The following is a 24,128-nucleotide window of genomic DNA, read 5'->3' on the forward strand; positions in this document are numbered from 1 at the left end:
TGTCGTACGCGGTCGAGCCGGTCTCGGCGGTGTCGATGTGCAGCCAGAAGCTGAAGGTCGCCTTGCAGCCGGCCGGGATGGTGACGGTCTGCGAGACGGTGTCGGTGTGGGCGGAGCCGTAGCCGTCCATCCAGGTCTTCCAGGAACCGCTGTGGGCGGCCTCGGAGCTGGAGTTGTCGACCACGCCGGAGGTGGTGGTCCACGGGGCGGCGGAGCCGGTCTCGAAGCCCGCGTTGCCGAGCAGCTGGGCGGCGGTGCAGGTGCCGCCGGTGCCGGACACGGTCCAGCTGAAGGTGGCGGAGCCGGCGGCGCCGGTGGTGTCGGTGGCGGTGACGGTCACCGAGGAGGTGCCGGCGGCGGTCGGGGTGCCGCTGATCAGGCCGGTCGAGGAGTTGATCGACAGGCCGGCCGGCAGGCCGGTGGCGCTGTAGGTCAGGGTCTGGCCGGACGCGCTGTCACTGGCGCTGACCTGCAGGCTGGCCGCGGTGCCCACGGTGCCGGACTGGCCGCCGGGGTTGGTCACCGTGACGGTGTTGGTGGTGCCGTGGGTGAGGATCGCGTGGGTGATGGCGCAGGAGTTGGTGTCGTTGGACCAGCTGGCCTGCTCGGCGAAGGTGCCGAACGAGCCGAAGCTGACGTTGGCGGCGCCACCGGTCTGGCCGGGCTTGATCCAGGCGCACTCGTCGGAGTTCTCCTGGCCGTTGTAGGAGCTGCCCGAGACGTGGTTGGTCCAGCCGCCGGCCGGGTTCTGGTCGGACATCATCTCGTGCCACTCGTGGCCGAGGGTCATCGTCCAGCCGTCGAGGGTGCCGGGCGAGTTGACGAAGCCCACGCCGCAGGAGGCGCCCATGTCGATGTTGTACGGCTGGTTGGAGAAGGCGATGTCGCCGTAGGGCGAGCTGGCCGCGCCGCCGGTGAGGGTGGTGTCGCCGTTCCAGTCGTGCCAGGCGCAGTAACCCTGGGTCGGGCTCTGGTAGTTGTCCGGGTTGGTGCCGTGCGGCGAGAGGATCACGTAGTACGCGTCGCGGTTGGACGCGGCCGTGGTGTTGCCGAAGTGGGCGGCCGCGTTGACGGCCTCCACGCCCAGCTGGTGGCCGGTCGCGGACGCGGGGGAGGCGGCCGCGTTGTCGTACCAGACACCGGAGAGGACGCCGCCGCTCTGGTACGGGACGAAGTTCGCGTTGGCGGGGCAACTGGTCGCCCCGGCGGCCACGTTGGGGCCGTCGCACCACTGGGTCAGGTCGGCCGACCAGGTCTCGCCGTTGGTGCCGATGCCCTTGAACATCTGCTGCGTGGCGCCCGCCGCCCCGGCCGAGTCGCCGGAGAACTTCGCGTTGCCGTTGGCGTCGGTGGTCTGCGTGCCCCACTGGGAGCCGTAGAACACCAGGTAGACCTTGGAGTGCCCGCTCTGCACGCCGATCCCGTCGACGCCGCCGCCGTACGACAGGGTCTGCTGGCCGGTGGCCGCCGCCTGGAGCTGGTGCGCGAGCAGGTTCTGCTTCTTGGCCGCGTACTGCTTCATGCCCGGGATCGTGCTCTGGGTGAGCGCCGAGCTGTACGGGTTGAACTCGTTGGAGATGCCGGAGTCGGCGGTGGCGGCGTTGTGGTGCGCCTGCCCCGAGACGGCCGCGGACGGCGCGTCGGGGGCGGTGGCGGCCTGCGCGGGCGCCACGGTGGCGGCGAGCCCGGCGGCGGCGAGCGTCAGCGACGCGACGCCGGTGAGCGCCGCCAGCCTGGTCCGCCGGAACGTGGGGGAACTACCCATCGGTGGGGGAGCCTCTCTCTGCCGGCCGCCCGCACACCGGTGGGCATGGAACGGCCGAATGCGTGGACAGGAGCCGACGGGTGGGCGCGCAAGGAAGGGAGAACACGATCTCCGCGCGTCGGCCGACGAGCTGATTGCCCGTCATGTGGGGTTGGCCGCCCGTCTGCGGCTGAAGCAAAGCAGAACCGCCGACAGGCCGTCAATGGAACTGCGCGAGAAATGCGTCCGGCCTCGTCAGGGCATTAACAGTATTCAACTCGGCACCTCTGTTGAAGTCCCTCAAGGGGGAATTAGCGAGGATTTCTTTGCTGATTCTTGGGCGATTTTCCACAGCGAAGGGCCCGGCGACCGAACGGCCGCCGGGCCCGGGTACTCCTGCTGACGATGCGTCAGATTCAGCTGGTCTGGATCGCGGTGTCGTCGATCACGAAGCTGGTCTGCAGCGAGGAGTCCTCCACGCCGTTGAACTTCAGGGTGACGGTCTGACCGGCGTAGGACGACAGGTCGACGGTCTTCTGGGCGTAGCCGGTGTTCTTGTCGAGGTTCGAGTACGAGGCCACCGTGGTGCCGTTGACGGTCACGGTGAGCTTGTCGTACGCCGTCGTCGTGGTGGTCTCGGCGGTGTCGATGTGCAGCCAGTAGCTCAGGGTGGCCTTGCAGCCGGCCGGGATGGTGACGGTCTGCGCGGCGCTGTCGGTGTGGGCCGAGCCGTAGCCGTTCAGCCACGCCTTCCAGGAGCCGCTGTGGGCGGCCTCGGACGCGGAGTTGTCGACCACGCCGCTGGTGGTGGTCCACGGGGCGGCGGAGCCGGTCTCGAAGCCCGCGTTGCCGAGCAGCTGCGCCGGGGTGCAGCCGCCGCCGGTGGTGGACACCGCCCAGGAGAACGAGGCGCTGCCGGAGGCGTTGGTGGTGTCCTTGGCCGTGACGGTGACCGAGGAGGTGCCGACGGTGGTCGGGGTGCCCGAGATCAGGCCGGTGGAGGCGTTGATCGACAGGCCGGCCGGCAGGCCGGTGGCCGAGTAGGTGAGGGTCTGGCCCGAGGCCGAGTCGGAGGCGCTGACCTGCAGGCTCACCGCGGTGCCGACCTTGCCGCTCTGGCTGCCGGGGTTGGTGACCGTCACGGTGTTGCCGGTCTGGCCGCCGACGATCGGGTGGGAGATGGCGCAGGAGTTGGTGTCGTTGGACCAGCTGGCCTGCTCGGCCCAGGTGCCGAAGGTGCCGAAGGTGATGTTGGCCGCGCCGCCCGTGGTGCCGGGGGACAGCCAGGCGCACTCGTCGGAGTTCTCCTGGCCGTTGTAGGAGCTGCCCGAGACGTGGTTGGTCCAGCCGCCGGCCGGGTTCTGGTCGGACATCATCTCGTGCCACTCGTGGCCGAGGGTCATCGTCCAGCCGTCGAGGGTGCCGGGCGAGTTGACGAAGCCCACGCCGCAGCCCGCGCCCGAGTCGATGTTGTACGGCTGGTTGGAGAAGGCGATGTCGCCGTAGGGCGAGTTCACCGCACCGCCGGTGAGGGTGGTGTCGCCGTTGTAGTCGTGCCAGGCGCAGTACTGGTTCTGGTAGTTGTCGGGGTTGGTGCCGTGCGGCGAGAGGATCACGTAGTAGGCGTCGCGGTTGGCCGCGGCCGTGGTGTTGCCGAAGTGCGCGGCGGCGTTGACGGCCTCCACGCCCAGCTGGTGGCCGCTGGCGGCGGCCGGCGAGGCGGCCGCGTTGTCGTACCAGACGCCGGCGAGGACGCCGCCGCTCTGGTACGGGACGAAGTTGGCGTTCGAGGGACAACTGGTGGCACCGACAGCCACGTTGGGCCCGTCGCACCACTGGGTCAGGTCGGCCGACCAGAGTTCGTTGCCGGTGCCGATGCCCTTGAACATCTGCTGCGCGGCGCCCGCCGCCCCGGCCGAGTCGCCGGAGAACTTCGCGTTGCCGTTGCCGTCGGTGGTCTGGGTGCCCCACTGCGTGCCGTAGAACACCAGGTAGACCTTGGAGTGGCCGCTCTGCACGCCGATCCCGTCGATGCCGCCGCCGTACGACAGCGTCTGCGGTCCGGTCGCGACGTTCGGGGTCGCCTGACCCGCCGCCCACTCCTGCATCTTGGCGTGCTGCTGCAACGTCGGCACCACGCCGTGCCGGTAGGGGTGCTGGTAGGCGGGGCTGTAGGGGTTGGCGACGGAGCCGCTCTGCGGCGACACCGGCTCGTTCGCCGCCTGGGCGACGCCGGTGGCGGCGAGCGCGCCGGTGACGAGGGACAGCGACGCGACGGCCGCAAGGGCCAGCCGTCGGGTCGCCCGGATACGGGGAATGCCCATCGGTGGGGGGATCCTCTCTCCTGCCGTCCCGGGTGCCTGTGGGTCCGGGTGACGGCTCGTGGCATGACGGGGTACGGCACGGACACGGGCGGGAGAAAACGCGGTGGGTCGGCCCGTGCGTGTGCCGGCGGTGCCGTGAGAGCTGACGCGAAGGAACGTGACGAGGCGTCAACGGTGGTGCGGCAGAGCGATGGTGGTGCCGCGGAACCAGTGCCGTGCCGCCGGGCCTGACGGCTCCGGCGCGAGCACGATCGGAAGAAAAGCAGCGATGACGGGCCGCAGTCAACGGCTCGCGCAGAATCGACGGGCCCGCGCGGAACAAACTCCCGGCCGAGGAAAATCCTTCTCGGAAATGGGCAATGGGTCATCCACGGGAACGACTCCGCCCCCGCACGGGAGGTCCCGATCGCACGGCGGAGCGGGAATTCCCGCGACAGCCGAGAGGCCCGGGGGACACCCCCCGGGCCTCTCGGTACTCCGAACGTGCTCAGTCGTCCAGGCCGCGGTGGCCGCGCCCGAGGCGGCGGAGGTCGAAGGACCAGATGCCGCGGCCGTGGGTGGCGGCGTACAGCTGCCCGTCGGGGCCGGTCTTCAGCTGCATCACCGTGGTGGTGGGCAGGTCGGCGCCGATCACCTTCCAGTTCCGCTCGCCGGGGGCCCGGTAGAAGGCGGCCAGGTCGGTGCCGAGCGCGAGGCCGCCGTCGGGCAGCAGGCGCAGCGAGTCGGCGGGGACGTCGGGCAGGTCGGCGGAGACGTCGGTCCAGTGGGCCCCGCCGTCGCGGCTCTCGAAGACGTGGCCGATGCCCGCGCCGGGGCCCTCGGTCCAGGCCCGGGAGAAGCCGCTGAAGGCGACGTACACGTGCTTCGCGTCGGCCGGGTCGACGGCCAGCGAGGAGACGTACCGGTTGGGCAGCGCGCCGTCGACGGGCAGGTCGAGCTGGTGCCAGCCGGTGCCGTCGGCGTTGCCGGTCGCGATGCCCCGGGTGAAGCCCTGGTTGTTGCAGGGGCCGCACCAGCCGGCGTACACGGTGCCGCCCGAGGCGGCGACTGCGGTGGCGACGTGGCCCTCGCCGAGGTCGTACGCGGCCTTCCACTCCTCGCCGCTGCGGATCGCGAACCCCTTGTCCTGAACCCAGACGTGGCGTCCGCCGGCGACCCAGCTGTCGACGTTCCTGTCGTCGGTGGCGATCGGCGCGATGAACCGGGCGCCGGCGCCGCCGAGCTCGTTGTCCGGCGGGGCGACCGAGTAGCTGGTGGCCTTGGCCGGGTCGGTGGTCCAGGAGCCGTCGTTGACCGCGCAGTTCTGGGTGACCGCGATCGCCAGGTACACGTACTCCTCGGCGATGTCGCAGCCGTTGCGCGGGTCGACGAGGGTGTCCGCGCCGTCGCCGCCGAAGTCGGAGCCCATCACCTTGTCGCGGGCCCGCAGCACCGACTGGCCGTTGTCCTGCAGGCCGCCGCTGACCACCACGCCGTGGCCCGCCGGGTCGGCGCCGACGCCCACCGAGTAGTACTGCAGGGTGTCGATGGTGCCGTCGTTGAGGGACGTCCAGTCCGTGGCGTGGCCGTCGGCGTCCGCCGCGCCGTTCACCGGGCGGCGGTAGATGCCGCCGTCGTTGCCCACGTACACGCTGGTCCGGCCGTGGTAGCTGCCGATGGCGACCGCGTGCTGGTCGGAGTGGGTGGTGGGGTGGCAGTCACCGGTCTGCTTGGCCGGGTCGATCGACCAGCAGGCGAAACCGAAGTTCCAGTACGGGCCGGGGGTGGTCCAGGCGGCGCCGCCGTTCCTGGTCTCGAAGACCTCCTCCAGGCCCAGGTAGACGTGGTCGGCGTCGTTCGGGTCGACCTGGAGGAACTGGTTGTACCAGGACTGGATGCCGGGCTGGTAGCCGTCGTCCTGCAGCGCCGAGCCGGAGCCCTTGAGGGTGTCCTTGTCCGCGATCAGCGTCCACGGCCCGAACGGGGAACCGGACTTCGAGACGTACACGCCCTGCAGGCCGCTGTCCGGGTCGGTGGCCAGCTTGGTCGGCGACTGCTCGATCGCGTAGTAGCGCGAGCCGTCCGCGGACCGGGCGAAGGTGACGTTGCCGACGTCGCCGGCGCCGCTCGGCAGCTCGCCGAGCGAGCCGACGCGCTGCCAACTGCCGTCCGCCGCCTTGGCGTAGAAGCCGTTGTACGCGTCGCCGCTGCGCCAGCCGACGGCCAGCAGGACCTTGGACGGGTCCCTGGGGTCGACGGCGACGTCGTTGACGATGTTCTTGTACGGGGCGTTCGGCGCCTTGGCGTCCGCGCCGCCGGGCAGGAAGCTCGGGTTCGGGGCGAACTCCAGCGTCCACGGGCCGGACAGCGTGGTGGTGGAGTGGCTCCACACGCCCCGGCTGGTGGCGGCCCACACCCGGTCGCCCGCGAAGCGCAGGGCGTGGATGGTGGTCGACTCCAGCTCGGCGCCGCCGACCCGGCCGCCGGGCTGGAACTCGCCGTGCTTCGGATCGGCGAGCAGGTACACGCCGGTACCGACGTAGGAGGTGGCGCCGGTGTTGGACTCGCCGGTGGCGTACCAGAGCCGCCCGGAGCCGTCGAGGCCGAGGGCGCCGGTCGACAGCGAGGGCAACCGGTCGGAGATGGCCTGCCAGTTGCCGCCGCCGGTGCGCGAGCGGAAGACGCCGCCGTTGGCGCCGCCCGCGTACACGTAGCCGTCGTCGTCGGCGGCGATGCCGGTGATCCGGCCGGTGACCTTGCCGGCGCCGCCGCTGGAGTTGGAGTTGACGTCGCGGTAGCGCGGGTCGTCCGAGTCGTACGGCTTGCCGGTGACGTGGTCCCAGGAGCCGCCGGTGCGCGGCATCGACTGGAGCTGCGCCCAGGCCGCGCCGTACGCGCCCGGGGCGACCACGCCGGGTGCGGTGCGGGCCTCGGTGAACTGTTCGGTCGCCTCGGCGGAGTTCTCCGCCTCGTCGCCCCCGTCCTCGCCGCCGCCCTCCGCCTTGGCGCCGAACCGCGGGGCGGCCGGGCCGGCTGCGGTCTTCTGGGCGTGCTGGTGGCCGATCTCGGCCAGGTGCCGGGCCTGCCAGGGGCGCGGCGAGGGAGCGGGGGCGGCGATGGCCTGACTGGTGGTCAGGCCGAGCGCGGTCAGCGTGACGGCGCACATGAGCAGTCGGCGTCGTTGCCTGTTGGGCACGGTGCGGTCCTCCCGGTCACCCGGACGCGCCGATCGCGCGTCGCGGTGAAACAGTCCGAAGCCTGGCGGCTCGGGGCGTCCGCCGTGAAGGGAGGCGTGCATAACGAATGGTCAAAAACCACTACAGCGACGGAAGTTCATCAGGCGCGAGGGTGCGACGTGGCCGGTTGGCATGCGGCGCCGCGCTTCCGGATCCCGGGCGGCCCGGCGCACGCGCCCCGCCGGGACGGCGACGACGGCCCGGGCGAGGACGTGGCGCCGAGCACGCCCAGCAGCGTCCGGCGGGTCCTCGGGTGGCGGGTCCGGCCTCTGCGTTCCCTCCGGGGTGACGGACGCTCAGACGGCGGTGGCGTGCAGGGTGACGGGGATGTTGCCCCGGGTCGCCTTGGAGTACGGGCAGATCCCGTGGGCGGCCTCGGCGAGTTCCTCCGCGGTGCGCTGGTCGACGCCGCCGAGCCGCGGGGCCGGCGTGGCCTGCAGCGGGAACTCGCAGGGTTGGTGGCGTCGCCCGCCCCGCCCAGCTCCTTGGGGATGGCCAGGCGGTGGTCGAGCCGACCGTCGGTGGAGCGGGCGGTGCCGCCGTTGCGTCACGGGTGCGCGGGCAGGTGGCGCGCCTCGACCGCGGCGATGGTCTGCTTCAGGGCCTTGTGCAGGAGGCCCTTGCCGACGCTGCCCAGCAGCAGTCCGGTGACCCGGCCCTTGAGGTTCCGGCCCTCGCGGACCACCACGACGTCCAGCCGGGTCGACCCGTCGGGCTGCGGGGTGAAGGTGTAGGTGTGCCCGGAGGCGCCGCCCCACAGGTTGGAGTCGACCGTGGTCATCACCACGCGGTGCGGATCGGACCAGTCGTAGCGCAGCCGCTCCCACACGCCGCCCGACCCCTCGGTGACGTCGGCGTGGTCGGCGCCCTCCGCGTGGACCCGCAGGTACTCGTCGGCGCTGTTGGGGAACAGCTCCCGGCGGCCGGGCCCGAAGTCGGTGAGGACCGCCACGAACTGCTCCGGGGTGGCCGTGGTCCGCTCGGTGAAGTGAATGGTCGTCATGGGGTGTTCCCTGCGCTCCTGGTGTCGGTGCCCTGATCGGCTGCCCCCAGCCTCGCGGTGGCGGGCCGCCGTCGAGCCGGTGCCGACCACTGGCCGGTACCCGGGCCACGGGCCGACCAGTGGTCGACACCGGCTCGACGGGCCTGCGGTCCGGGGATCGTGAGCGGTGGACGTCGCGAGGGCGTCCACCGAGGCGAAGGAGCCGCGCAGTGGAGTTCAAGATCGAGGTCGTGGTCGTCCCGGTGTCGGACGTGGACCGGGCCAAGGCCTTCTACCGGCGGATCGGGTTCCGCGAGGACGTCGACCACGCGGGCCCCGGCGGGTTCCGGGTGGTGCACCTGACCCCGCCCGGCTCGGCCGCGTCGCTGATCATCGGCAGCGGCGTCACGGACGCGGCGCCGGGCTCCGAGCGCGGCGTGCACCTGGTCGTCGACGACGTCGTCGCGGCCCGCGCCGAGCTGGCCGCCGCCGGGGTCGAGGTCAGCGAGGTCTTCCACGACGCGGGCGGGGTCTTCCACCACGCCGGCGACGCCGAGCGCGTGGCGGGCCCGCACCCGGCGCGGCAGTCGTACGGCTCGTTCGCGTCGTTCGCCGACCCGGACGGCAACACCTTCGTCCTGCAGGAGGTCACCACGCGCCGCCCCGGCCGGATCGGTCACGTGGTCTACCGCTCCGCCGAGGAGCTGGAGGCGGCGCTGCGCGACGCGGCGCTCGCCCACCACGGGTACGAGGTCGAGCTCGGCCACCGGGACGAGGACTGGCCGGTCTGGTACGCCGCCCACATGGCCCGCGCCGCCGGGCTCGACGGCTGAGCGGCGCCGACGGAAGCCGACACGGGGTCAGAACGGGGACAGGGCATGGAATCCGGCGTCACGACGATGGTGGGCCGCGCGGCCGAGCAGGCGCAGCTCGCGGAGTTCACGAGGTCCGCCACGGGCCGGGCGCTCGTCCTGCGCGGCGAGGCGGGCGTCGGCAAGAGCGCGCTGCTCGGCCACGCCGCCGCGCTGGCCGAGCGGGAGGGCCACGCGGTGGTCCGGGCGGCCGGGGTGGAGGCGGAGTCCGCACTGCCCTACGCGGGGCTGCACCAGCTCCTGCACCCGCTGCTCGCCGACCCCGGGCCGGACGCCGCCGCCCGGGCGGTGCTCGACGCGGTGTTCGGCGGCACGCAGGGCGACCCGCCGTCGGTGATGACGCTCGGCATCGCCGTGCTCGGCCTGCTGTCGCACGCCGCCGCCCAGCGGCCGCTGCTGCTGGTCCTCGACGACGGGCAGTGGCTGGACGACGCCAGCGCCGACGTCTGCGGGTTCGTGGGCCGCCGCCTGGCGGGCGGCCCGGTGCGGCTGCTGGTCGCGGTCCGCGCGGACGTCCCGTCGCGGTTCGACACCGCCGCGCTGCCCGAACTGCCGGTCGCCGCGCTCGCCGACGAGGACGCGGCCCGCCTGCTGGACCTCCGGTACCCGGACCTGGGCGGCCGGGCCCGCCGGATCGTCCTGGAGCAGGCCCGGGGCAACCCGCTGGCCCTGCTGGAGCTGCCCGCCCACCTCGCCGACCTCCCGGTCGAGGACCTCGCCGGTCCGTCCGGTGTGCCGCTGCCGCGGCGGCTGCACCAGTTGTTCGGTGCCCGGATCACGGCGCTCGACGAGCGGGTGCGGGCAGAACTGCTGCTCGGCGCGCTCGACGGCGCCGGCACCCCGAGCGGCGCCGACGCCCTCCCCGGCACCCGCTACCGGATGCGCGACGCCGACCCGGCGGTGGCCGCCGGCCTGCTGGACGTCGACGGGCCGACCGGCGAGCCGGTCTTCCGCCACCCGCTGGTGCGCTCCGCCGTCGTGCGGCTGGCCACGCCCAACCAGCGCCGCGCCGCGCACCTGACGCTGGCGCAGGTCCACCGGGACGACCTGGAGCGCCGGGCGGCGCACCTGGCCGCGGCGACGGTCGACCCCGACGAGGACGTCGCCGAGGTCCTGGAGGCGGCGGCCGGTTCGGCGACCCGGCGCGGCGGTGCCCTGGCCGCCGTGGCCTGGCTGACCCGGGCCGCCGAGCTCAGCGAGCAGGGCGCCGACCGGTCCCGGCGGCTCGCCGACGCGGCCTTCGTCGCCGCCCACGCCGCCCGCCTCGGCCAGGCGCACCGGCTGGTCCTGGCCGACCACGCGCCCGGCTCGACCCGCTCGCCGGCCGCGGTGCTGACGGACGGTTACCGGGCGCTCTACCAGGACGGGGACGTCCGCTCGACGCACCGTCAGGTGTCGGCCGCGATCGAGCGGCTGCGCGACGCCGGGCCGGCCGACGGGCCGGGGGAGGAGGTTCTCGCCAGGCTGGTGAACCTGCTCCTGGCGATCAGTCAGTACAGCGGCGACCAGGCGTCCTGGGAGAGCACCCACCGGCTGCTCGCCTCGCTGGGCGGCCGGGTCACCGAGCGCTCGGCGCTGTACGGCGGCGCCTGGAGCGACGTGACCCGCCGCGCCGCCGACCTGGCCGGGCCGGTGCGCCGGGCCGCCGCGCTGCTCCCGGAGCTGGAGCCGTGGGACGTCACGCGGTTGGGCGCGGCCGCCTACCACCTCGACCTGCTGAGCCTGTACCGCCCGCACCTGCAACGCGTGGTGGACCGCGAGCTGGAGACCGGGGCGGTGGCCGTCGGCATGGTCATGCTGCACCTGGTCATGCTCGACCAGCTGGCGGTCGGCGAGTGGGCCGAGGCCGAGGCCACCGGCCGGCGCGGCCTGGACCTCGCGACCGAGCACGGCCACCAGCTGTTCGCCGCCCAGAGCCGCGCCTACCTGGCCCAACTCGCCGCGCTGCGCGGGCGGACCGGCGCGGCCCGGGACCTGCAGGCCGAGGTGGACGCCTGGGCCCGGCCGCGCGGCGTGGGGTTCCTGACCCAGGCTGCCGACGCGGTTGGGGCGACCGCCGCGCTGAGCTCCGGCGACTACGAGGCCGCCTACCTCCACGCCCTCGGCATCACCCAGCCGGGCACCTTCCGGCCGTACGCGTACCAGGCCTCGCGGACGCTGCTGGACCTGGTCGAGGCCGCGCAGCACACCGGGCGCGTCGAGCAGGCCCGCGCGCACGCCCTCGCCGCCCGCGACGCCGGCCTGCCGGCCGTCTCGCCCCGGCTGGAGCTGATCACCTGCGGCGCGCTGGCGATGACCGCCGAGCACGAGCGGGAGGCCGCCGAGATGTTCGCCCGGGCGGTCTCCCACCCGGAGGCCGCCCGCTTCCCGTTCGAGCTGGCCCGGATCCGGCTGGCGCACGGCGTCCGGGTGCGCCACGTGCAGGGCCCGGCGGCGGCGCGGCCGCACCTGGTCGCGGCCGCGGAGGCGTTCGAACGGCTGGGCGCGGCCGGGTGGAGCGAGCGGGCCAGGGCCGAACTGCGCGCCGCCGGGGCGCCGCCGCGCGCCTCGACGCCGAGCCTGGCCGCGCTGACCTGGCAGGAACGCCGCATCGCCGACCTGGCCGCCGGCGGCCTGACCAACAAGGAGATCGGCGAGCGGATGCACCTGTCGCCGCGCACCGTCAGCTCGCACCTCTACCGGGTCTTCCCCAAGCTCGGCATCACCACCCGGGCGGCGCTGCGCGACGCGCTGAGCCGTACCGGGGAGGCCCCGCGGACCTGACGTCCGGTCAGTCGCCCAGCGCCCGGGCGCCATTGGCGGCCAGCCAGCCGAGGACGTGGTCGGCGACCGCGCGCCAGCCGCCGTCGAACACCAGCGAGTGCCCCCGGTCGACGAACTGCTTCAGGTCGGTGACGGCGGAGGAGTCGCCGTAGCGTTTGTAGACCGAGCGGGTCACCGCGTCCGGGACCACCCGGTCCTCCTGACCGGACACCAGCAGCAGCGGGCCGCGCGCCTCGTTGGCGGTGTCCACGACGGCGTCGGCCGGCCCGGCGGCGGGGCCGAGTCCGAGGTCCGCGAGCAGCCGCGGCGGCGCGGGGACGGCGTACCGGTCGAAGAGCGCCGCGGCCTCCCGCTCGTCGACCGCGTTCGCCACCAGCTCCCGGAACCGGGCCCGGGACAGCGACGCCGTGCCCGCGGGCCGACCCGGACCGGCCGGCGGCGCGCCGAACGGCAGCGGGGCGAGGGCCACGGCGGCGCGGCCGAGCCCCGCGCCGAGGAGCTGCTGGACGATCAGGCCGCCGGACGAGTGCCCGACCAGGACCGGCGGTTCGTCGAGGGAGCGCACGATCCGCTCGTAGTGCGCGGTGAGCGCGGCCAGCCCGAGCCCGTCCAGCGCGCCGGGATCGCGGCGGACCTGCTCGACGGTGGCGGCCTCGCCGGGCCGGGCCGGCACCCGCACCGCGTAGCCGTGCGCGCCGAACCGCTCGGCCCAGGGCGCCCAGCAGGACCGGTGGAACCACGCCCCGTGGACCAGGACGACGGGGGTTTGCTTCACGGCCAGTCCTTCCGACAGCACACGGCTACCCGCCGGCGGTGCGGCGCTGCGTCCAGGATCACCGCGCCCGCGCGGCGCGGAAACAGTCGGATGACTGCGGGCGGCGGCCCGGCGGATCCGCGCTGCGCCCCCGGGTGACTGGGCGTCATGTGACTGATGCGTCGCGGCCGGTGGCCGAAGAACAGTGGAGGAGCCGACGAGCATCCAGGAGGAACCACCATGATCGACAGGCGTACGTTCAGCAAGGCGGTCGGCCTCGGCGTGGGCGCCGCAGCGGTGTTGCGCCCGGCCGCGGCCCTCGCCGCCGACTCGGAGCGGCGCGGCGGCGCCCCCGAGATCCCGCCCACCGCCCCCGGCACCCACACCGCCTTCACCGACCTGCGGCAGGTCCGGGCCGGCGTGCTCGACGTCGGCTACGCCGAGGCCGGCCCGAAGCACGGCCCCGTGGTGATCTGCCTGCACGGCTGGCCCTACGACATCCACAGCTTCGTCGACGTGGCGCCCCTGCTGGCGGACGCCGGCTACCGGGTGATCGTGCCGTACCTGCGGGGCCACGGCACCACCGTGTTCCGGTCGCCGGCCACGGTCCGCAACGCCCAGCAGTCCGCGATCGCGCTCGACGTGCTCGCCCTGATGGACGCGCTGGGGATCGACCGGGCGGTGCTGGCCGGCTTCGACTGGGGCTCGCGGACCGCGGACATCCTCGCGGCGCTGTGGCCGGAGCGGGTCCGGGCCCTGGTGTCGGTCAGCGGATACCTCGTCACCAACGTGGCCGCGCAGCTCAACCCGCTGCCCCCGAAGGCGGAGCACACCTGGTGGTACCAGTACTACTTCGCCACCGACCGCGGCCGCACCGCCATGGAGACCCCGCAGTACCGGCACGACCTGTGCCGGCTGGTCTGGGACGAGGTCTCGCCGAGCTGGGACTTCGACGACGCCACCTTCGAGCGCACCGCCGCGGCGTTCGACAACCCCGACTACGCCGCCGTCGTCATCCACAACTACCGCTGGCGCCTCGGCCTCGCCGACGGTGAGCGGTGCTACGACCGCTACGAGCAGCGGCTCGCCGCGCGGCCGCCGGTCACGGTGCCGACCATCACGCTGGACCCGGCCCTCGACCCGTTCCTGGCCGCCACCGACGGCGCGTCCTACCGGGGCTTGTTCACCGGCCCGTGCGAGCACCGGGTGCTCCCGGGCATCGGCCACAACGCCCCGCAGGAGGCGCCGACGGCCTTCGCCCAGGCGGTCGTCGACGCGGACCGGCTGTGACCCCCGAGCAGGCGGCGGAGGTCCGCCGGGCCCGGTTCGGCGCGCTCCCGCCCCGGGTCGCCGCCGCGGACCTGGTCGAGGAGAAGCCGGTGCTGACGGTGCGTCGGCCGCCGCAGGCCCACGACCCCGACGCCCTGGCGGTCAGGTTCTCCTGCCTGGCGGCGGACCTGGGCCTGTGAGTGCGGCCGGGTCCGCCCCCGAGCGGGGGCGGACCCGGACCCGCGGGTCAGCCGCGCGCGGGCTGCACGCAGCGGAAGCTGCTCGCGGCGGCCGGGTCACCGTGGCCGCTGTAGCGGGAGACCATCGGGTAGCGGCACAGCTCGCGGGCGACGGTCGTGCCGGTGGCGGTGGTCAGCTCGGCGTGCAGCACGGCCGGGGCCCTGCCCTGCTCGACCCAGGCGGTCAGCGCGGCGAGGTCGTCGACCGCGCCGCCGCCCAGCCCGCAGTGCGCGACGCCCGGCGCCAGGAACAGCCGGTAGAAGTCGTCGACCTGCTGCGTGCCGCCCAACCGGGCGTCCACCCGCCGGCGGTAGTCCACCGTGCCCGCGGTGGGGATCAGCTGGTCGGCCTCGCCGTGCCAGGTGATGAGCTTGCCGCCGGCGTCGCGGAACGCCGACAGGTCCGCGTCGCGGGTGCCGATGACCCGGTCGTACTCGGCGCGGGCCTTGCGGAAGATCTCGGCGAACTGCGCGGAGGTGAGGTGCGCGGTGTCGAACGAGGGCTGCTTCTGCACGAAGGTCGCGACCCACACCGACGGCACGACGAACGGCACGCCCGTGGTGACGCCGTTCTCGTCGGTCTTGCTGGCCGCGAGGTAGCGGAAGTCCGCGCCGACCGGCAGGCCGTACCAGAGCCTCCTGCCGTCCGGGTCGCGCGGGCCGTCCCAGATCCGGCGGACCACCTCGGCGTCCGCCGCGGTGACGGTGACCTCCCGGCCGTCGCACACCAGCCGGGTGCCGACCAGGCGCCGCGGGTCGAAGTCGCACCGCCCCGGGTCGGCGACCAGGCCGTCGGCGAGGCCGTCGAGCCGATCGCAGGCCGCCAGCGCGGCCCGGTTGAAGGCGTCGAACTCGCACGCGGTCGGGTAGGTGTGCGCCTCGTTCATCACCACCTGCGGCCACAGGGTGGCGACCTCGAACTGGTTCCAGTTGATGCCCGGGGCCGCGGCGTTGATGCCGTCGAAGTCCTTCGGGTACCGCTGGGCCTCCAGGTAGCCCTGGCGGCCGCCGGTGGAGCAGCCGTTCCAGTACGCGTAGGACGCGGCCCGCCCGTAGACGCCCGCCACCACCTGCTTGCCCACCAGCGCCATCTCGTGCGCCGAGCGGGAGGCGAAGTTGTCGAGCAGCGCGGTGTCGACGCGTCCCGAGGCGTCCAGCGCCCAGGCGGTGTCCAGCGCCCCGCCGACACCGGCGTCGGTGGTGGCGGCGGCGTAGCCCTGCTTGACGGCCGCCGCGAGCCCCGCGCCGTTGTCCCCGGCGGCGTAGGCGCTGCCGCCGACCGCCTGGAAGCGGCCGTTCCAACCGGCCTGCGGCAGCCACACGTCGACCTTGGCGTGGTCGTTCGCGCCCGGGTGGGTCAGCGTCACCGTCACCTCGCAGTGCGCCGGGACGTCGGCCACCGGGAAGCCGCCGAGCGGCGGGACCCCGGGCACCTGGAAGGTGCCGGCCGGAACACCGGCCGCGGTCACCGACTCCACCGCGGTGCCCGCCGGGGCGGGCACCGCGAGCGAGGCGCAGGTGAAGGACGCGGGGCCGCCCGCCAGGGTGTCCGCCGACGCGCCGACCGGCGCGTACAGGGCGGCGGCCAGCGGGACGCAGGCCGCGGCGACGGCCAGGAACCGTCGTTTCATGATCTCTCCTCGGAGCTCGGGGTTGGCGCCCCCACTGTCGCCGCCGCGCCGGCGCCCGCACATCAGTCACCTGACGCTCAGTCAGTGCTCGTCGCGGCCGCGCCGAAGGCGGAGTCACATGACCGATGCGTCCGAGCCGCAGCGCGGGCCACCGTGGGGACCGCCGAACCCACCGCACCGTCCGCCACCCCTGGAGCGTGAACTCCCATGTCCCGCCTCGAGAACGGCCGCAGCCGCTTCGCCACCGGCCTCGCCGCCCTGCTCGCCACCGCCGCCGTCGGCGCGCTCGCCGTCGCCGGCACCGCCGACGCCCAGCCCCGCGACCCGGCGGCCGACCGCGCCCCGAAGCCGACCGTCGTCCTGGAGCACGGCGCGTTCGCCGACGCCTCCAGCTGGGACGGCGTCATCGCCGCGCTGCGCCGCGACGGCTACCCGGTGGTCGCCGCCGCCGACCCGCTGCGCGGCCCGGCCTCCGACGCCGCCGCGCTGCGCAGCCTGCTCGCCCACCTCAAGGGCCCCGTCGTCCTGGTCGGCCACTCCTACGGCGGCTCGGTGATCAGCGCGGCCGCCGTCGGCGAACCGCGGGTCAGGGCCCTCGTCTACGTCGCCGCGTTCCTGCCCGCGCCCGGCGAGAGCGCGCTGCAGCTGACCGGCCGGTTCCCCGGCTCCACCCTGTCCGGCACGCTGGACCCGGTGCCGTTCACCGCCGCCGACGGCACCACCGGCACCGACCTGTACATCCGTCAGGACGCCTTCCGGGCCCAGTTCGCCGCCGACGTGCCCGCCGACCGGGCCGCGCTGGCGGCCGCGACGCAGCGGCCGATCGCCCAGGCCGCACTGACCGAGCCGGCCACCGCCGCGGCCTGGCAGACCGTCCCCAGCTGGGACGTCGTCACCACCGAGGACCTCAACATCCCGGCCGCCGCCCAGCGGTTCATGGCCGAGCGCGCCCACGCGCACACCACCGAGGTGGCCGCCTCGCACTCCGTCGCGGTGTCCCACCCCGACCTGGTGGCCGGCGTCATCGAGAAGGCGGCCCGCGCCACCCGCTGACCCGCCGTCACACCGCGGCGGCGGTCACCGGTCGGCGAGGGCGCCGGCGATCTCCCGGCGGGAGGAGACGCCCAGCTTGGCGAAGACCTTCCGCAGGTGCCACTCGACCGTGCGAGGGCTGAGGAACAACTGCGCGCCGATCTCCGCGTTCGGGTGCCCGGCCGCCGCGAGCCGCGCTATCTGCGCCTCCTGCGGCGTCAGGACCGGCGCGCCGGGCGTTCGCCGGCGGACCGTCTCCCCGGTGGCCAGCAGCTCCCGCCGGGCCCGCTCGGCGAACGCCTCCATGCCCATGGCCGCGGCGGCCTCGTGCGCGGCGTGCAGCTCGGTGCGGGCCTGGGCCCGCCGGTTCTGGCGGCGCAGCCACTCGCCGAACAGCAGCCGGGTGCGGGTCTCGAACACGCCGAGGCCGCCGCGGGCGAACTGGTCGAGGGCCTCGCGGTAGCGGTCCTCGGCCGGTTCGGGCGCCCCGGTCAGGGCGTCGGCGACCGCCAGCGCGCCGAGCGCCCACGGCGTGCCGGCCCGGGCCCAGTCGGCCAGCCGCTCGCGCGCCGAGGCCGCCACGGCCGGCTCGCCCGCCCGGGTCGCGGCCTCGACCAGCTCGCTGCACGTCCAGTGGTGCACGACCAGGTCCCGGTACTCCCCGCCGCGGAGCGCGGCCTCCAGGGCGAGCGGGTAGTTGCCCAGGCCGTTGTGGAGCACCGCCCGCGCACACGCCGCCATGCCGTCGAGCCGGCCCAGGCCGCGCCGCCCGCCCTCACGTTCCAGCGCCTCGACCAGCTCCAGGGTCGGCCGCTCCCGCCCCCCGTACGCGCTGATCAGCGCCGTCGAGACCATCCGCGTCGCCACGCCCGCGGGCTGCTCGACCGCGGCGGCCTCGGCCAGCAGGTCCCGGGCCTCGGCGAACCGCCCGGCGAAGCCCAGCGAGGCCGCCCGGTAGGGCAGGGCCGTCGAGAGGATCGACAGGGTGCCCGTCCGGCGGGCGAAGCGGACCGCCCGGTCGGTGACGTCCAGCCAGGCCCGGAGGTCGCCCAGCTCCACGGCGGCGTTCGCGGCCGGCCACAGCACGGCCAGCTGCTCCTCGTCGTCGAGGGCGCGCAGCGCCCGTGCCAGCAGCGGGAAGGCGGCGACCGGGCCGTCCACCGTCCACGCGACCAGGGCGCGCAGGAAGACGTCCGCCGTCTCGTCGCCGGGCGGCAGCGCGCGGGCGACCTCGGCGGCCCGCCGCAGCCCGCCCGCCTCGTGCCGGCCGGCCCAGACGGCCGCGCCGAACGCGGCCAGGCAGGTCTCCCGCGCACCGGCCGGGTCGAGGTCCCGGAGCCGGCCCGCCGCGTCGAGCAGCGGCTCCACCGAGCCCCGTCCCGGGTCGGTCATCGCCGACGCCCTGGCCCGCAGCCGACTGGCGTGGGCCTGCTGCAACGGGTCCAGCGGCCCCAGCTCGGCGGCGGCCAGCAGGTCCGGGACCCGCGCCGGCGCGCTCGCGGCGAGGTGGGCCCCGGCCGCGGCCAGCGCGCGGCGCGCCCGGTCCTTCGGGTCGGGCGTGAGCGCGGCGGCGCGCTCCAGGAAGGAGGCGGCGGCCGCCCGGCCGCCGCGCGCCAACGCCCGGTCGGCGGAGCACTCCAGCGCGGCGGCGACCTGCTCGTCCGGGCCGACCGCGGCGTGCGCCTGGTGCCAGGCCCGCCGGTCGGGGTCGCGCTCGGCGTCGGTGGCCTCGGCCAGGGCCCGGTGCGCCGACCGCAGGGCGGCGGCGTCCGCGCCGCGCCACACGGCCGAGCGCACCAGCGGGTGCCGGAACCGCACCGGGGCGCCCAGCGTGATCAGGTCCGCCGCCTCGGCCGGCGCCGCGGCCTCCAGCCCGATGCCCAGCAGGCGCAGCGCGTGCCACAACAGCGGCCCGTCGCCGACCGGTTCGACCGCCGCGACCAGCAGCAGCGCCCGGGTGTCGGCCGGCAGCGCGTCGACCCGCCGCCGGAAGCCGTCCTCGACCCGGGTCGCCAGCGGCCCCGCCCCGACCCCGCCGAAGCCGAACGCCAACTCGGCCGACGACAGGCCCCGCGGCAACTCCAGCAGGGCGAGCGGGTTGCCGCCGGTCTCGGCGACGATCCGGTCCCGCACCCGGGCGTCGACCGGCCCCGGCAGCACGCCGTCGAGCACCGCCCGCGCGTCGGCGTCGGCCAGCCCGCCCAGGACCAGGTCCGGCAGCCCGGCGAAGCCCTCCTCGTCCGGGCCCCCGGTGATCCGCTCGGCGAACACCAGCGCCACCGACTCGGCGTCCAGCCGCCGCCCGACGAACGCCAGGATCCGCTGGGACATCAGGTCCAGCCACTGCGCGTCGTCGACCAGGCACACCAGCGGGGACCCGGCCGCGGCCTCCGCGAACAGGCCGAGGACCGCGATCCCGACCAGCAGCAGCTCCGGCGGGCTCCCCGCGCTCAGTCCGAACGCGACCCGCAGCGCGTCCCGCTGGACCGGAGGCAGCCGGTCCAGGTGCGACAGCAGCGGCGCGCACAGGCGCTGCAGGGCCGAGTACGCGAACTCCGACTCCGCTTCGACGCCGGCCGCCCGGACCACCTGCAGCCGCGCCCCCGCCGCCTGCCCGGCCAGGCGGTCGAGCAGCGCCGACTTGCCGACGCCGGCCTCACCGCGCAGCACCAGCACCCGGCTGCGCCCCTCGCGCACCTCGTGCAGCAGGCGGTCCAGCTCCGCCAGCTCGCGGTTCCGCCCGATCAGTCGGTCCTTCGCGTGTTGCGGCATGTCCCCTCCGGCGCGAGTTCCTCCCGGAGGAGCTCCACCCATCCTACGAACAGCGGGCCCGGCTGAGCTGCGCCGATCCCGGGGCCCGGGCCGGCGGCCTCCCGACGGGGCGGGGCGCGCGCGGCTGCTGACAGGCCGTCACCCCTTCCGCCGAGCGCCGCGGCCCGGGTCCGCCGGTGCGGCGAATGGCGGACGGTCGACTGGCAACCGTTCGCCCACGATGTGACTGTCGCGGAGGATGCGGCAACCGCTCCAACTCGCCCGACGCGCAAGGAGAGTGTCCGTGGTCGTTCACGCCCGCCCGACGCGATGGCGGCGCACCGCCAGGTACGCCCTGCTGGCCCCGGGGGCCGCGATAGTCCTGCTGGCCCCGTCCGCCGCCCCGAGCAGCGCGGCCCCGCGCGGCGCCGCCGACGGCACCGGCGCCGTCCCGCCGCCGCCCGTCGCGCAGGCCTTCGACGGGGAGCGGCCGCTGGCCTCCACCCGGGAGGTCACCCGCCTGTGCACCGAGCCCGCGGCGTGCAGCTTCCGGATGTACGACCGGCTGCCGCGCGAGTTCACCAGCGGGGTGGTGTCGCTGGGCAACGCGGCGATCAACTGCACCAACGGGGAGATGCTCGTCGAACGCACCGTCACCTTCGTGACCAGCAGCACCGACAACATCGGCGGCGAGATCTCCGGCAAGGCGACCCTGGAGGGCGGGGTGGACACCACGGTGACCGTCTCGGCCTCGGGCACGGTGAAGCCCGGCACGGAGAACAGCGTCACCCAGTACGGGCCGAACAAGGACAAGGGCCCGTCCACCGAGGACACCGGCAAGAACAGTGCCGAGTTCCCGGTCACGGTGGAGGGCTCGAACGCCCTGCACCTGGGCGCCAAGGCCAGCTTCGAGTCGGCCTTCAAGGCCTCCTTCTCGCACACCTGGCAGTCCCAGACCACCGAGTCCACCAAGGTGTCCTTCCGGGTGAAGTCCGGTGACGAGGTGCAGTTCGGGGTGGCCAACGCCTCCGCCCGGACGGTCGGCGAGCTGCTGGTGAACGGCCTGTCCAAGCTGATCAAGAACGTGACGGTGGACAGCCCCTCCACCGTCAACTCCAGCTCGATCGTCGCGCAGACCTTCTCCAACAAGGACAAGTGCCTGTCGCTGCGGTCGGTTCCGACCCGCGCGCTCGACGCCGGGCCGGTCGAGCTCCCGCCGGAACGCTTCGGCCGGGCGCCGGACGCGGTGCACGTCCGCACCGCCCAGGGCACCTGGGAGCAGCGGTGAAGCGCCGGGCGGCGGTGCCCGCCGCCCTCGTGACCGTGCTGGCGCTGTGCGCCGGGCCCGCCCTCGCCGCGGACGGGGAGGCCGAACCGGCGGCCGCGCAGGCCTTCGACGGCGACACCCCGCTCGCGGACGCGCCCGCGCTGGCGCGCGGCTGCGGGCAGGGCTACGGGTGCTCGTTCCGCGTCATCCCGGGCCTGTCGCGGGAGTTCACCACCGCGGTGGCCTCGGTCGGCAACGGGGCGATCAATTGCACCGACATGCCGATCACCGTCACCCGCACGGTGACGCTGGAGTCCAGCACCACCGACAACCTGGCGGGCGAGATCTCCGGCAGCGCGACGCTCACGGGCACCGTCGACAACACCACGGACGTCAAGGGCAGTGTGGGCGCCAGCAACACCACCACCGGCAGCCACACCGACAAGACCTCGCCGTCCGACAAGGGGCCGAACACGGAGACCGCCAACGGCGGCTCGGTGAACGTGGCCGGCACCGTCACGGGCGCCGGCCAGCTCAAGCTCAGCGCGACGGCCTCCTTCCAACTCGCCTTCCAGGCCAGGTACTCGCACGAGTGGAAGCGGACCAGCACCGAGACCACGGAGGTGACCTTCACCCTGCAGTCCGGCGACCAGCTCCAGTTCGGGGTGCTGAACGCGATGACGCGCACCGTCGGCGAGCTGCTGGTGGAAGGCGCGTCCAAGCTCATCAAGGGCGTGATCGTCGACAGCCCGTCGAGCGTCAACGTCAGCACGGTGGTCGCCCAGACCTTCACCAACAGGTCCGCCTGCCTGACCCTGCGGCCGACCCGGTCGACGCCGGAGGGCCTGGTCGAGGTGCCGCCGAGCACCGTCGAGGGCGGGCGCCGGTACCGGCTGACGCCCGCGCGGTCCTGGGAGCCGCTGGACTGACCCCGGTCCGTGCGCCGGCCGCCTGCCCGATCGTGGGGCAGGCGGCCGACGTACGTACGGGGCTTACGGGTTGAGCGGGACCGACCTGGTCGGCACACCGGCGGGCGGGGCGTCCAGGGCGAGCAGGCGCCTGTCCGGGTTCGCCCCGTTGTCCGGGGTGCCCGCGGTCGGGCGGCCGGAGCCGCAGCGCTGCAGTTCGGTCTCGGTGAGCGGGCCGGTGCGCTGGTAGTAGCGGTCCGGCAGGGACACCGCCGGGACGTCGAAGACGGCGTCCAGCCGGTACGCGTTGCGGGTGTTGGCGAAGGTGCCCACCACCCGTTCGCGCGCGGGCTGCACCTCGATCCAACTCACCTCGCCGGGCTGGATGGTGGGGTTGAGCGACTTGCCGGTGGTCCGGCTCCAGGTGAGCGGGTTGCTGGTCGACACGGCCCCCGCGTTGCCGCCGCCGGCCGCGTACCCGGCGGCGGCCTGGGCGGCCAGGTTCGGCCGGCTCTGCGAGATGTCGGAACGGCTCGGGACCAGCGGCGCGCCCTTGAGCGCGTAGTACTGCGTGAGGCTGTCGTACGGCGGCTCGGTGACCTCGATCCGCCGGTCGTCCACCACCGCGTTGCGGCTGCAGTTGATGTAGACCTCGCCGACCACCCGGGTCTGCCCGTAGTAGCGGTAGGAGTACCGGTTGTCCACGGTGAACGTGCAGTTGGTGGCGGCGCCCTCGCAGTCGTCCACTGCCACACCCGGCTCCAGCGGGTCGTTGCCCCGGTAGGCCTTGGGGGCCGGCAGCTGCTCCTTGGTGACCTTCTGATTCACCGGGGCCGGGGTCTGCCTGGCCGTGACGTTGGTGATCAGCGGGCCGCAGGACGGCGAGTCGCGGCGTTCCTGGGAGTCGAAGGAGACCATCGGGTTGTCCTCGGTCGCGGTGAACTCGAAGGCCCGGCCGGTGAACCAGTTCGCCGTGCCCACCGTGTCGGTGCCCTTGGTGGTGACCACCGGGTCGGGCGCCGGACCGGTGGTCACCAGCGAGACGTTGTAGGTCTGACCGTCCTTCAACTGCGCGGTCGTGCACTGCTTGTACACGCCCGGGCTGTCGTCCCAGGTCAGGGTCACGGCGGAGCCGGCCTTCACGCCCCACAGCCGGGTCCGCAGCGAGAGCGCGGCACCGCCCCAGTTGAGCGCGGTCGCCTGGTAGCCGAGCGGATGTTGGGCCAGGGCCTTGCCGAAGACCACGCCGGTGTTGTTGTCCGGCGACCACTCCGGGTGCCCGGCCGAGGTCCCGTGGTCGGGGGCGACGGGCTGCGCGAAGGTGCCGTTGGGCACCGGGACGTCCACGGTGTCGGCGGCCTGGGCGGGCGGCGCGGCGGCCAGGGCCAGGCCGACGGTGGCCGCGGAGCAGCCGAGGCGGCGCAGGAGTCGACGGGTCATCAGCAGATCCACCACTCGCTCGGCGGGACCACGGCGTCGCCCGGCTGCAGGTTGGCCGTCAACGCGTTCGGCAGGCTGCACAGTTCGGCGGCGGCGGTGTTCGGGTCCTGCTCCCGGGGGACCTTGCCGAAGGCGTCGACGGCCTGGGTCTCCTTGGCGATGCCGTCCTTCTCCGCCTTGCCGTCGCCCGCCACGCTCGCCAGGCACTCCTCGGAGGTGGCGGGGCACTTGTCGATCTTCTCCTTGTCGGCGGCGACGTCCTGGCACTGCGGGCTGCTCGCCGACCCGCCCGCGCAGGGGTCGTTCTGCTGGGGGGCCGCGGCGGTCTGCATGGCCGCGACGTTGGCGATCAGCGCGGGGCAGCCGGTGCTCTCGGTGGCGGTGGAGACGAAGGTGATCTGCGGGGCGTCCTCGGCGGCGGTGAAGGAGTAGACCCGGCCGAGGAACCAGTCGGTCTTGGCGGCGGAGGGGTTGGTGGTGAAGGCGCCGGGCGAGTTGGCGCCGCCCGCCACCGACACGGTGTACGTCCGGCTGGCGACGCCCTGCTTCACGCAGGCGTCGGGGGAGTCGTCCCAGGTGACGGTGACGGTGGCACCGGCCCGGACGCCGCGCAGCCGGGTGCTGAGTCCAGACGCGGTGCTGGGGAGGTAGGCGGCCTGGATGCCCAGACGGTGGGCGGCGCGGGTGGCGGAGACGCGGCCGCCGCCGGTCCAGCCGTCGATGCCGGACTCGAACGCCTTGCCGTCGGGCACGGTGGGCGCGGAGAACGTCGCGTTCACCACCACGACCGGCTGGGTGTCCTCCGCCCCGGCCGGCGCGGGGGCCGCGAGGACGATGGCGCTACTGAGGGTGACGACTAGCAGTCTGGCTCGTTGGGTGCGCAACACGCTGTCTCCCGCTGAAGTCGGCTCGGATCTCCGGTACTTGTGCAGCTGTG

At 74.6% G+C, this 24,128-nt stretch carries 16 protein-coding genes; 7 read left to right on the forward strand and 9 right to left on the reverse strand.

Going from position 1 to position 24,128, the window contains the following annotated elements:
* From ACWD4U_RS21905 to ACWD4U_RS21920, 4 genes are all read right to left on the reverse strand, one after another.
* Window positions 1-1,765: Ig domain-containing protein (locus tag ACWD4U_RS21905; RefSeq protein ID WP_363454218.1), on the reverse strand; the 1,765-nt coding region annotated here is incomplete at its 3' end.
* 395 nt (window positions 1,766-2,160) lie between these two features.
* Complete coding sequence (locus ACWD4U_RS21910) at window positions 2,161-4,068, reverse strand: putative Ig domain-containing protein (protein ID WP_363454216.1); 1,908 nt, start codon at window positions 4,066-4,068, stop codon at window positions 2,161-2,163.
* 487 nt (window positions 4,069-4,555) lie between these two features.
* Window positions 4,556-7,213 carry a glycosyl hydrolase gene (locus tag ACWD4U_RS21915; RefSeq protein ID WP_363454228.1) on the reverse strand — a complete coding sequence of 886 codons (2,658 nt, stop codon included), beginning with the start codon at window positions 7,211-7,213 and terminating at the stop codon, window positions 4,556-4,558.
* Between the two features lie 617 nt (window positions 7,214-7,830).
* Window positions 7,831-8,286, reverse strand: a complete 456-nt coding sequence (locus ACWD4U_RS21920; protein ID WP_363454214.1) for an SRPBCC family protein — start codon at window positions 8,284-8,286, stop codon at window positions 7,831-7,833.
* Between the two features lie 209 nt (window positions 8,287-8,495).
* Between ACWD4U_RS21920 and ACWD4U_RS21925 the strand changes: the two genes are divergently transcribed.
* A complete protein-coding gene (locus ACWD4U_RS21925) occupies window positions 8,496-9,098 on the forward strand; it encodes a VOC family protein (RefSeq protein WP_363454212.1) in 603 nt (200 codons plus the stop codon).
* A gap of 45 nt (window positions 9,099-9,143) precedes the next feature.
* Window positions 9,144-11,900 (forward strand): helix-turn-helix transcriptional regulator, encoded by a 2,757-nt coding sequence (locus ACWD4U_RS21930; RefSeq protein WP_363454210.1) that lies wholly within the window; start codon window positions 9,144-9,146, stop codon window positions 11,898-11,900.
* Between the two features lie 7 nt (window positions 11,901-11,907).
* Here the strand turns inward: ACWD4U_RS21930 and ACWD4U_RS21935 are convergent, their stop codons facing one another.
* Window positions 11,908-12,675, reverse strand: a complete 768-nt coding sequence (locus ACWD4U_RS21935) for an alpha/beta hydrolase (protein ID WP_363454208.1) — start codon at window positions 12,673-12,675, stop codon at window positions 11,908-11,910.
* A 219-nt stretch (window positions 12,676-12,894) separates the two neighbouring features.
* Between ACWD4U_RS21935 and ACWD4U_RS21940 the strand changes: the two genes are divergently transcribed.
* Window positions 12,895-13,944 (forward strand): alpha/beta fold hydrolase, encoded by a 1,050-nt coding sequence (locus ACWD4U_RS21940; protein WP_363454206.1) that lies wholly within the window; start codon window positions 12,895-12,897, stop codon window positions 13,942-13,944.
* A complete protein-coding gene (locus ACWD4U_RS21945) occupies window positions 13,941-14,123 on the forward strand; it encodes a hypothetical protein (protein ID WP_363454204.1) in 183 nt (60 codons plus the stop codon). The genes ACWD4U_RS21940 and ACWD4U_RS21945 overlap by 4 nt, the downstream gene beginning before the upstream one ends.
* A gap of 47 nt (window positions 14,124-14,170) precedes the next feature.
* Here the strand turns inward: ACWD4U_RS21945 and ACWD4U_RS21950 are convergent, their stop codons facing one another.
* The gene (locus tag ACWD4U_RS21950; RefSeq protein ID WP_363454202.1) at window positions 14,171-15,793 is read right to left on the reverse strand and encodes a tannase/feruloyl esterase family alpha/beta hydrolase; all 1,623 of its coding nucleotides are present in this window, start codon (window positions 15,791-15,793) and stop codon (window positions 14,171-14,173) included.
* Between the two features lie 207 nt (window positions 15,794-16,000).
* Between ACWD4U_RS21950 and ACWD4U_RS21955 the strand changes: the two genes are divergently transcribed.
* The gene (locus ACWD4U_RS21955) at window positions 16,001-16,846 is read left to right on the forward strand and encodes an alpha/beta fold hydrolase (RefSeq protein ID WP_363454200.1); all 846 of its coding nucleotides are present in this window, start codon (window positions 16,001-16,003) and stop codon (window positions 16,844-16,846) included.
* Between the two features lie 24 nt (window positions 16,847-16,870).
* Here the strand turns inward: ACWD4U_RS21955 and ACWD4U_RS21960 are convergent, their stop codons facing one another.
* A complete protein-coding gene (locus ACWD4U_RS21960; RefSeq protein ID WP_363454198.1) occupies window positions 16,871-19,597 on the reverse strand; it encodes an ATP-binding protein in 2,727 nt (908 codons plus the stop codon).
* Window positions 19,598-19,880: 283 nt separating this feature from the next.
* Between ACWD4U_RS21960 and ACWD4U_RS21965 the strand changes: the two genes are divergently transcribed.
* Together ACWD4U_RS21965 and ACWD4U_RS21970 are read left to right on the forward strand one after the other, a co-directional pair.
* Window positions 19,881-20,864: a hypothetical protein gene (locus ACWD4U_RS21965; RefSeq protein WP_363454196.1), complete on the forward strand. Its 984-nt coding sequence runs from the start codon at window positions 19,881-19,883 to the stop codon at window positions 20,862-20,864.
* On the forward strand, window positions 20,861-21,772 hold the full coding sequence (locus ACWD4U_RS21970) for a hypothetical protein (protein WP_363454195.1): 912 nt from the start codon (window positions 20,861-20,863) through the stop codon (window positions 21,770-21,772). The genes ACWD4U_RS21965 and ACWD4U_RS21970 overlap by 4 nt, the downstream gene beginning before the upstream one ends.
* A 63-nt stretch (window positions 21,773-21,835) precedes the next feature.
* Here ACWD4U_RS21970 and ACWD4U_RS21975 read toward each other — a convergent pair whose 3' ends face one another.
* Both ACWD4U_RS21975 and ACWD4U_RS21980 read right to left on the reverse strand, forming a co-directional pair.
* Complete coding sequence (locus ACWD4U_RS21975) at window positions 21,836-23,191, reverse strand: hypothetical protein (RefSeq protein WP_363454193.1); 1,356 nt, start codon at window positions 23,189-23,191, stop codon at window positions 21,836-21,838.
* Window positions 23,191-24,075, reverse strand: coding sequence for a hypothetical protein (locus tag ACWD4U_RS21980; RefSeq protein ID WP_363454191.1), 885 nt, complete (start codon window positions 24,073-24,075; stop codon window positions 23,191-23,193). Before ACWD4U_RS21980 ends, ACWD4U_RS21975 begins: the two co-directional genes overlap by 1 nt.
* Between the last annotated feature and the right edge of the window lie 53 nt (window positions 24,076-24,128).

This window comes from Kitasatospora sp. NPDC002522 (genome assembly GCF_053595195.1).

Coding starts and splice junctions, on each gene's coding strand:
- ACWD4U_RS21910 (WP_363454216.1), bottom strand. CDS start 4,068: ATGGGCATTCCCCGTATCCGGGCGACCCGACGGCTGGCCCTTGCGGCC.
- ACWD4U_RS21915 (WP_363454228.1), bottom strand. CDS start 7,213: ATGTGCGCCGTCACGCTGACCGCGCTCGGCCTGACCACCAGTCAGGCC.
- ACWD4U_RS21920 (WP_363454214.1), bottom strand. CDS start 8,286: ATGACGACCATTCACTTCACCGAGCGGACCACGGCCACCCCGGAGCAG.
- ACWD4U_RS21930 (WP_363454210.1), top strand. CDS start 9,144: ATGGAATCCGGCGTCACGACGATGGTGGGCCGCGCGGCCGAGCAGGCG.
- ACWD4U_RS21940 (WP_363454206.1), top strand. CDS start 12,895: ATGATCGACAGGCGTACGTTCAGCAAGGCGGTCGGCCTCGGCGTGGGC.
- ACWD4U_RS21950 (WP_363454202.1), bottom strand. CDS start 15,793: ATGAAACGACGGTTCCTGGCCGTCGCCGCGGCCTGCGTCCCGCTGGCC.
- ACWD4U_RS21955 (WP_363454200.1), top strand. CDS start 16,001: ATGTCCCGCCTCGAGAACGGCCGCAGCCGCTTCGCCACCGGCCTCGCC.
- ACWD4U_RS21960 (WP_363454198.1), bottom strand. CDS start 19,597: ATGCCGCAACACGCGAAGGACCGACTGATCGGGCGGAACCGCGAGCTG.
- ACWD4U_RS21975 (WP_363454193.1), bottom strand. CDS start 23,191: ATGACCCGTCGACTCCTGCGCCGCCTCGGCTGCTCCGCGGCCACCGTC.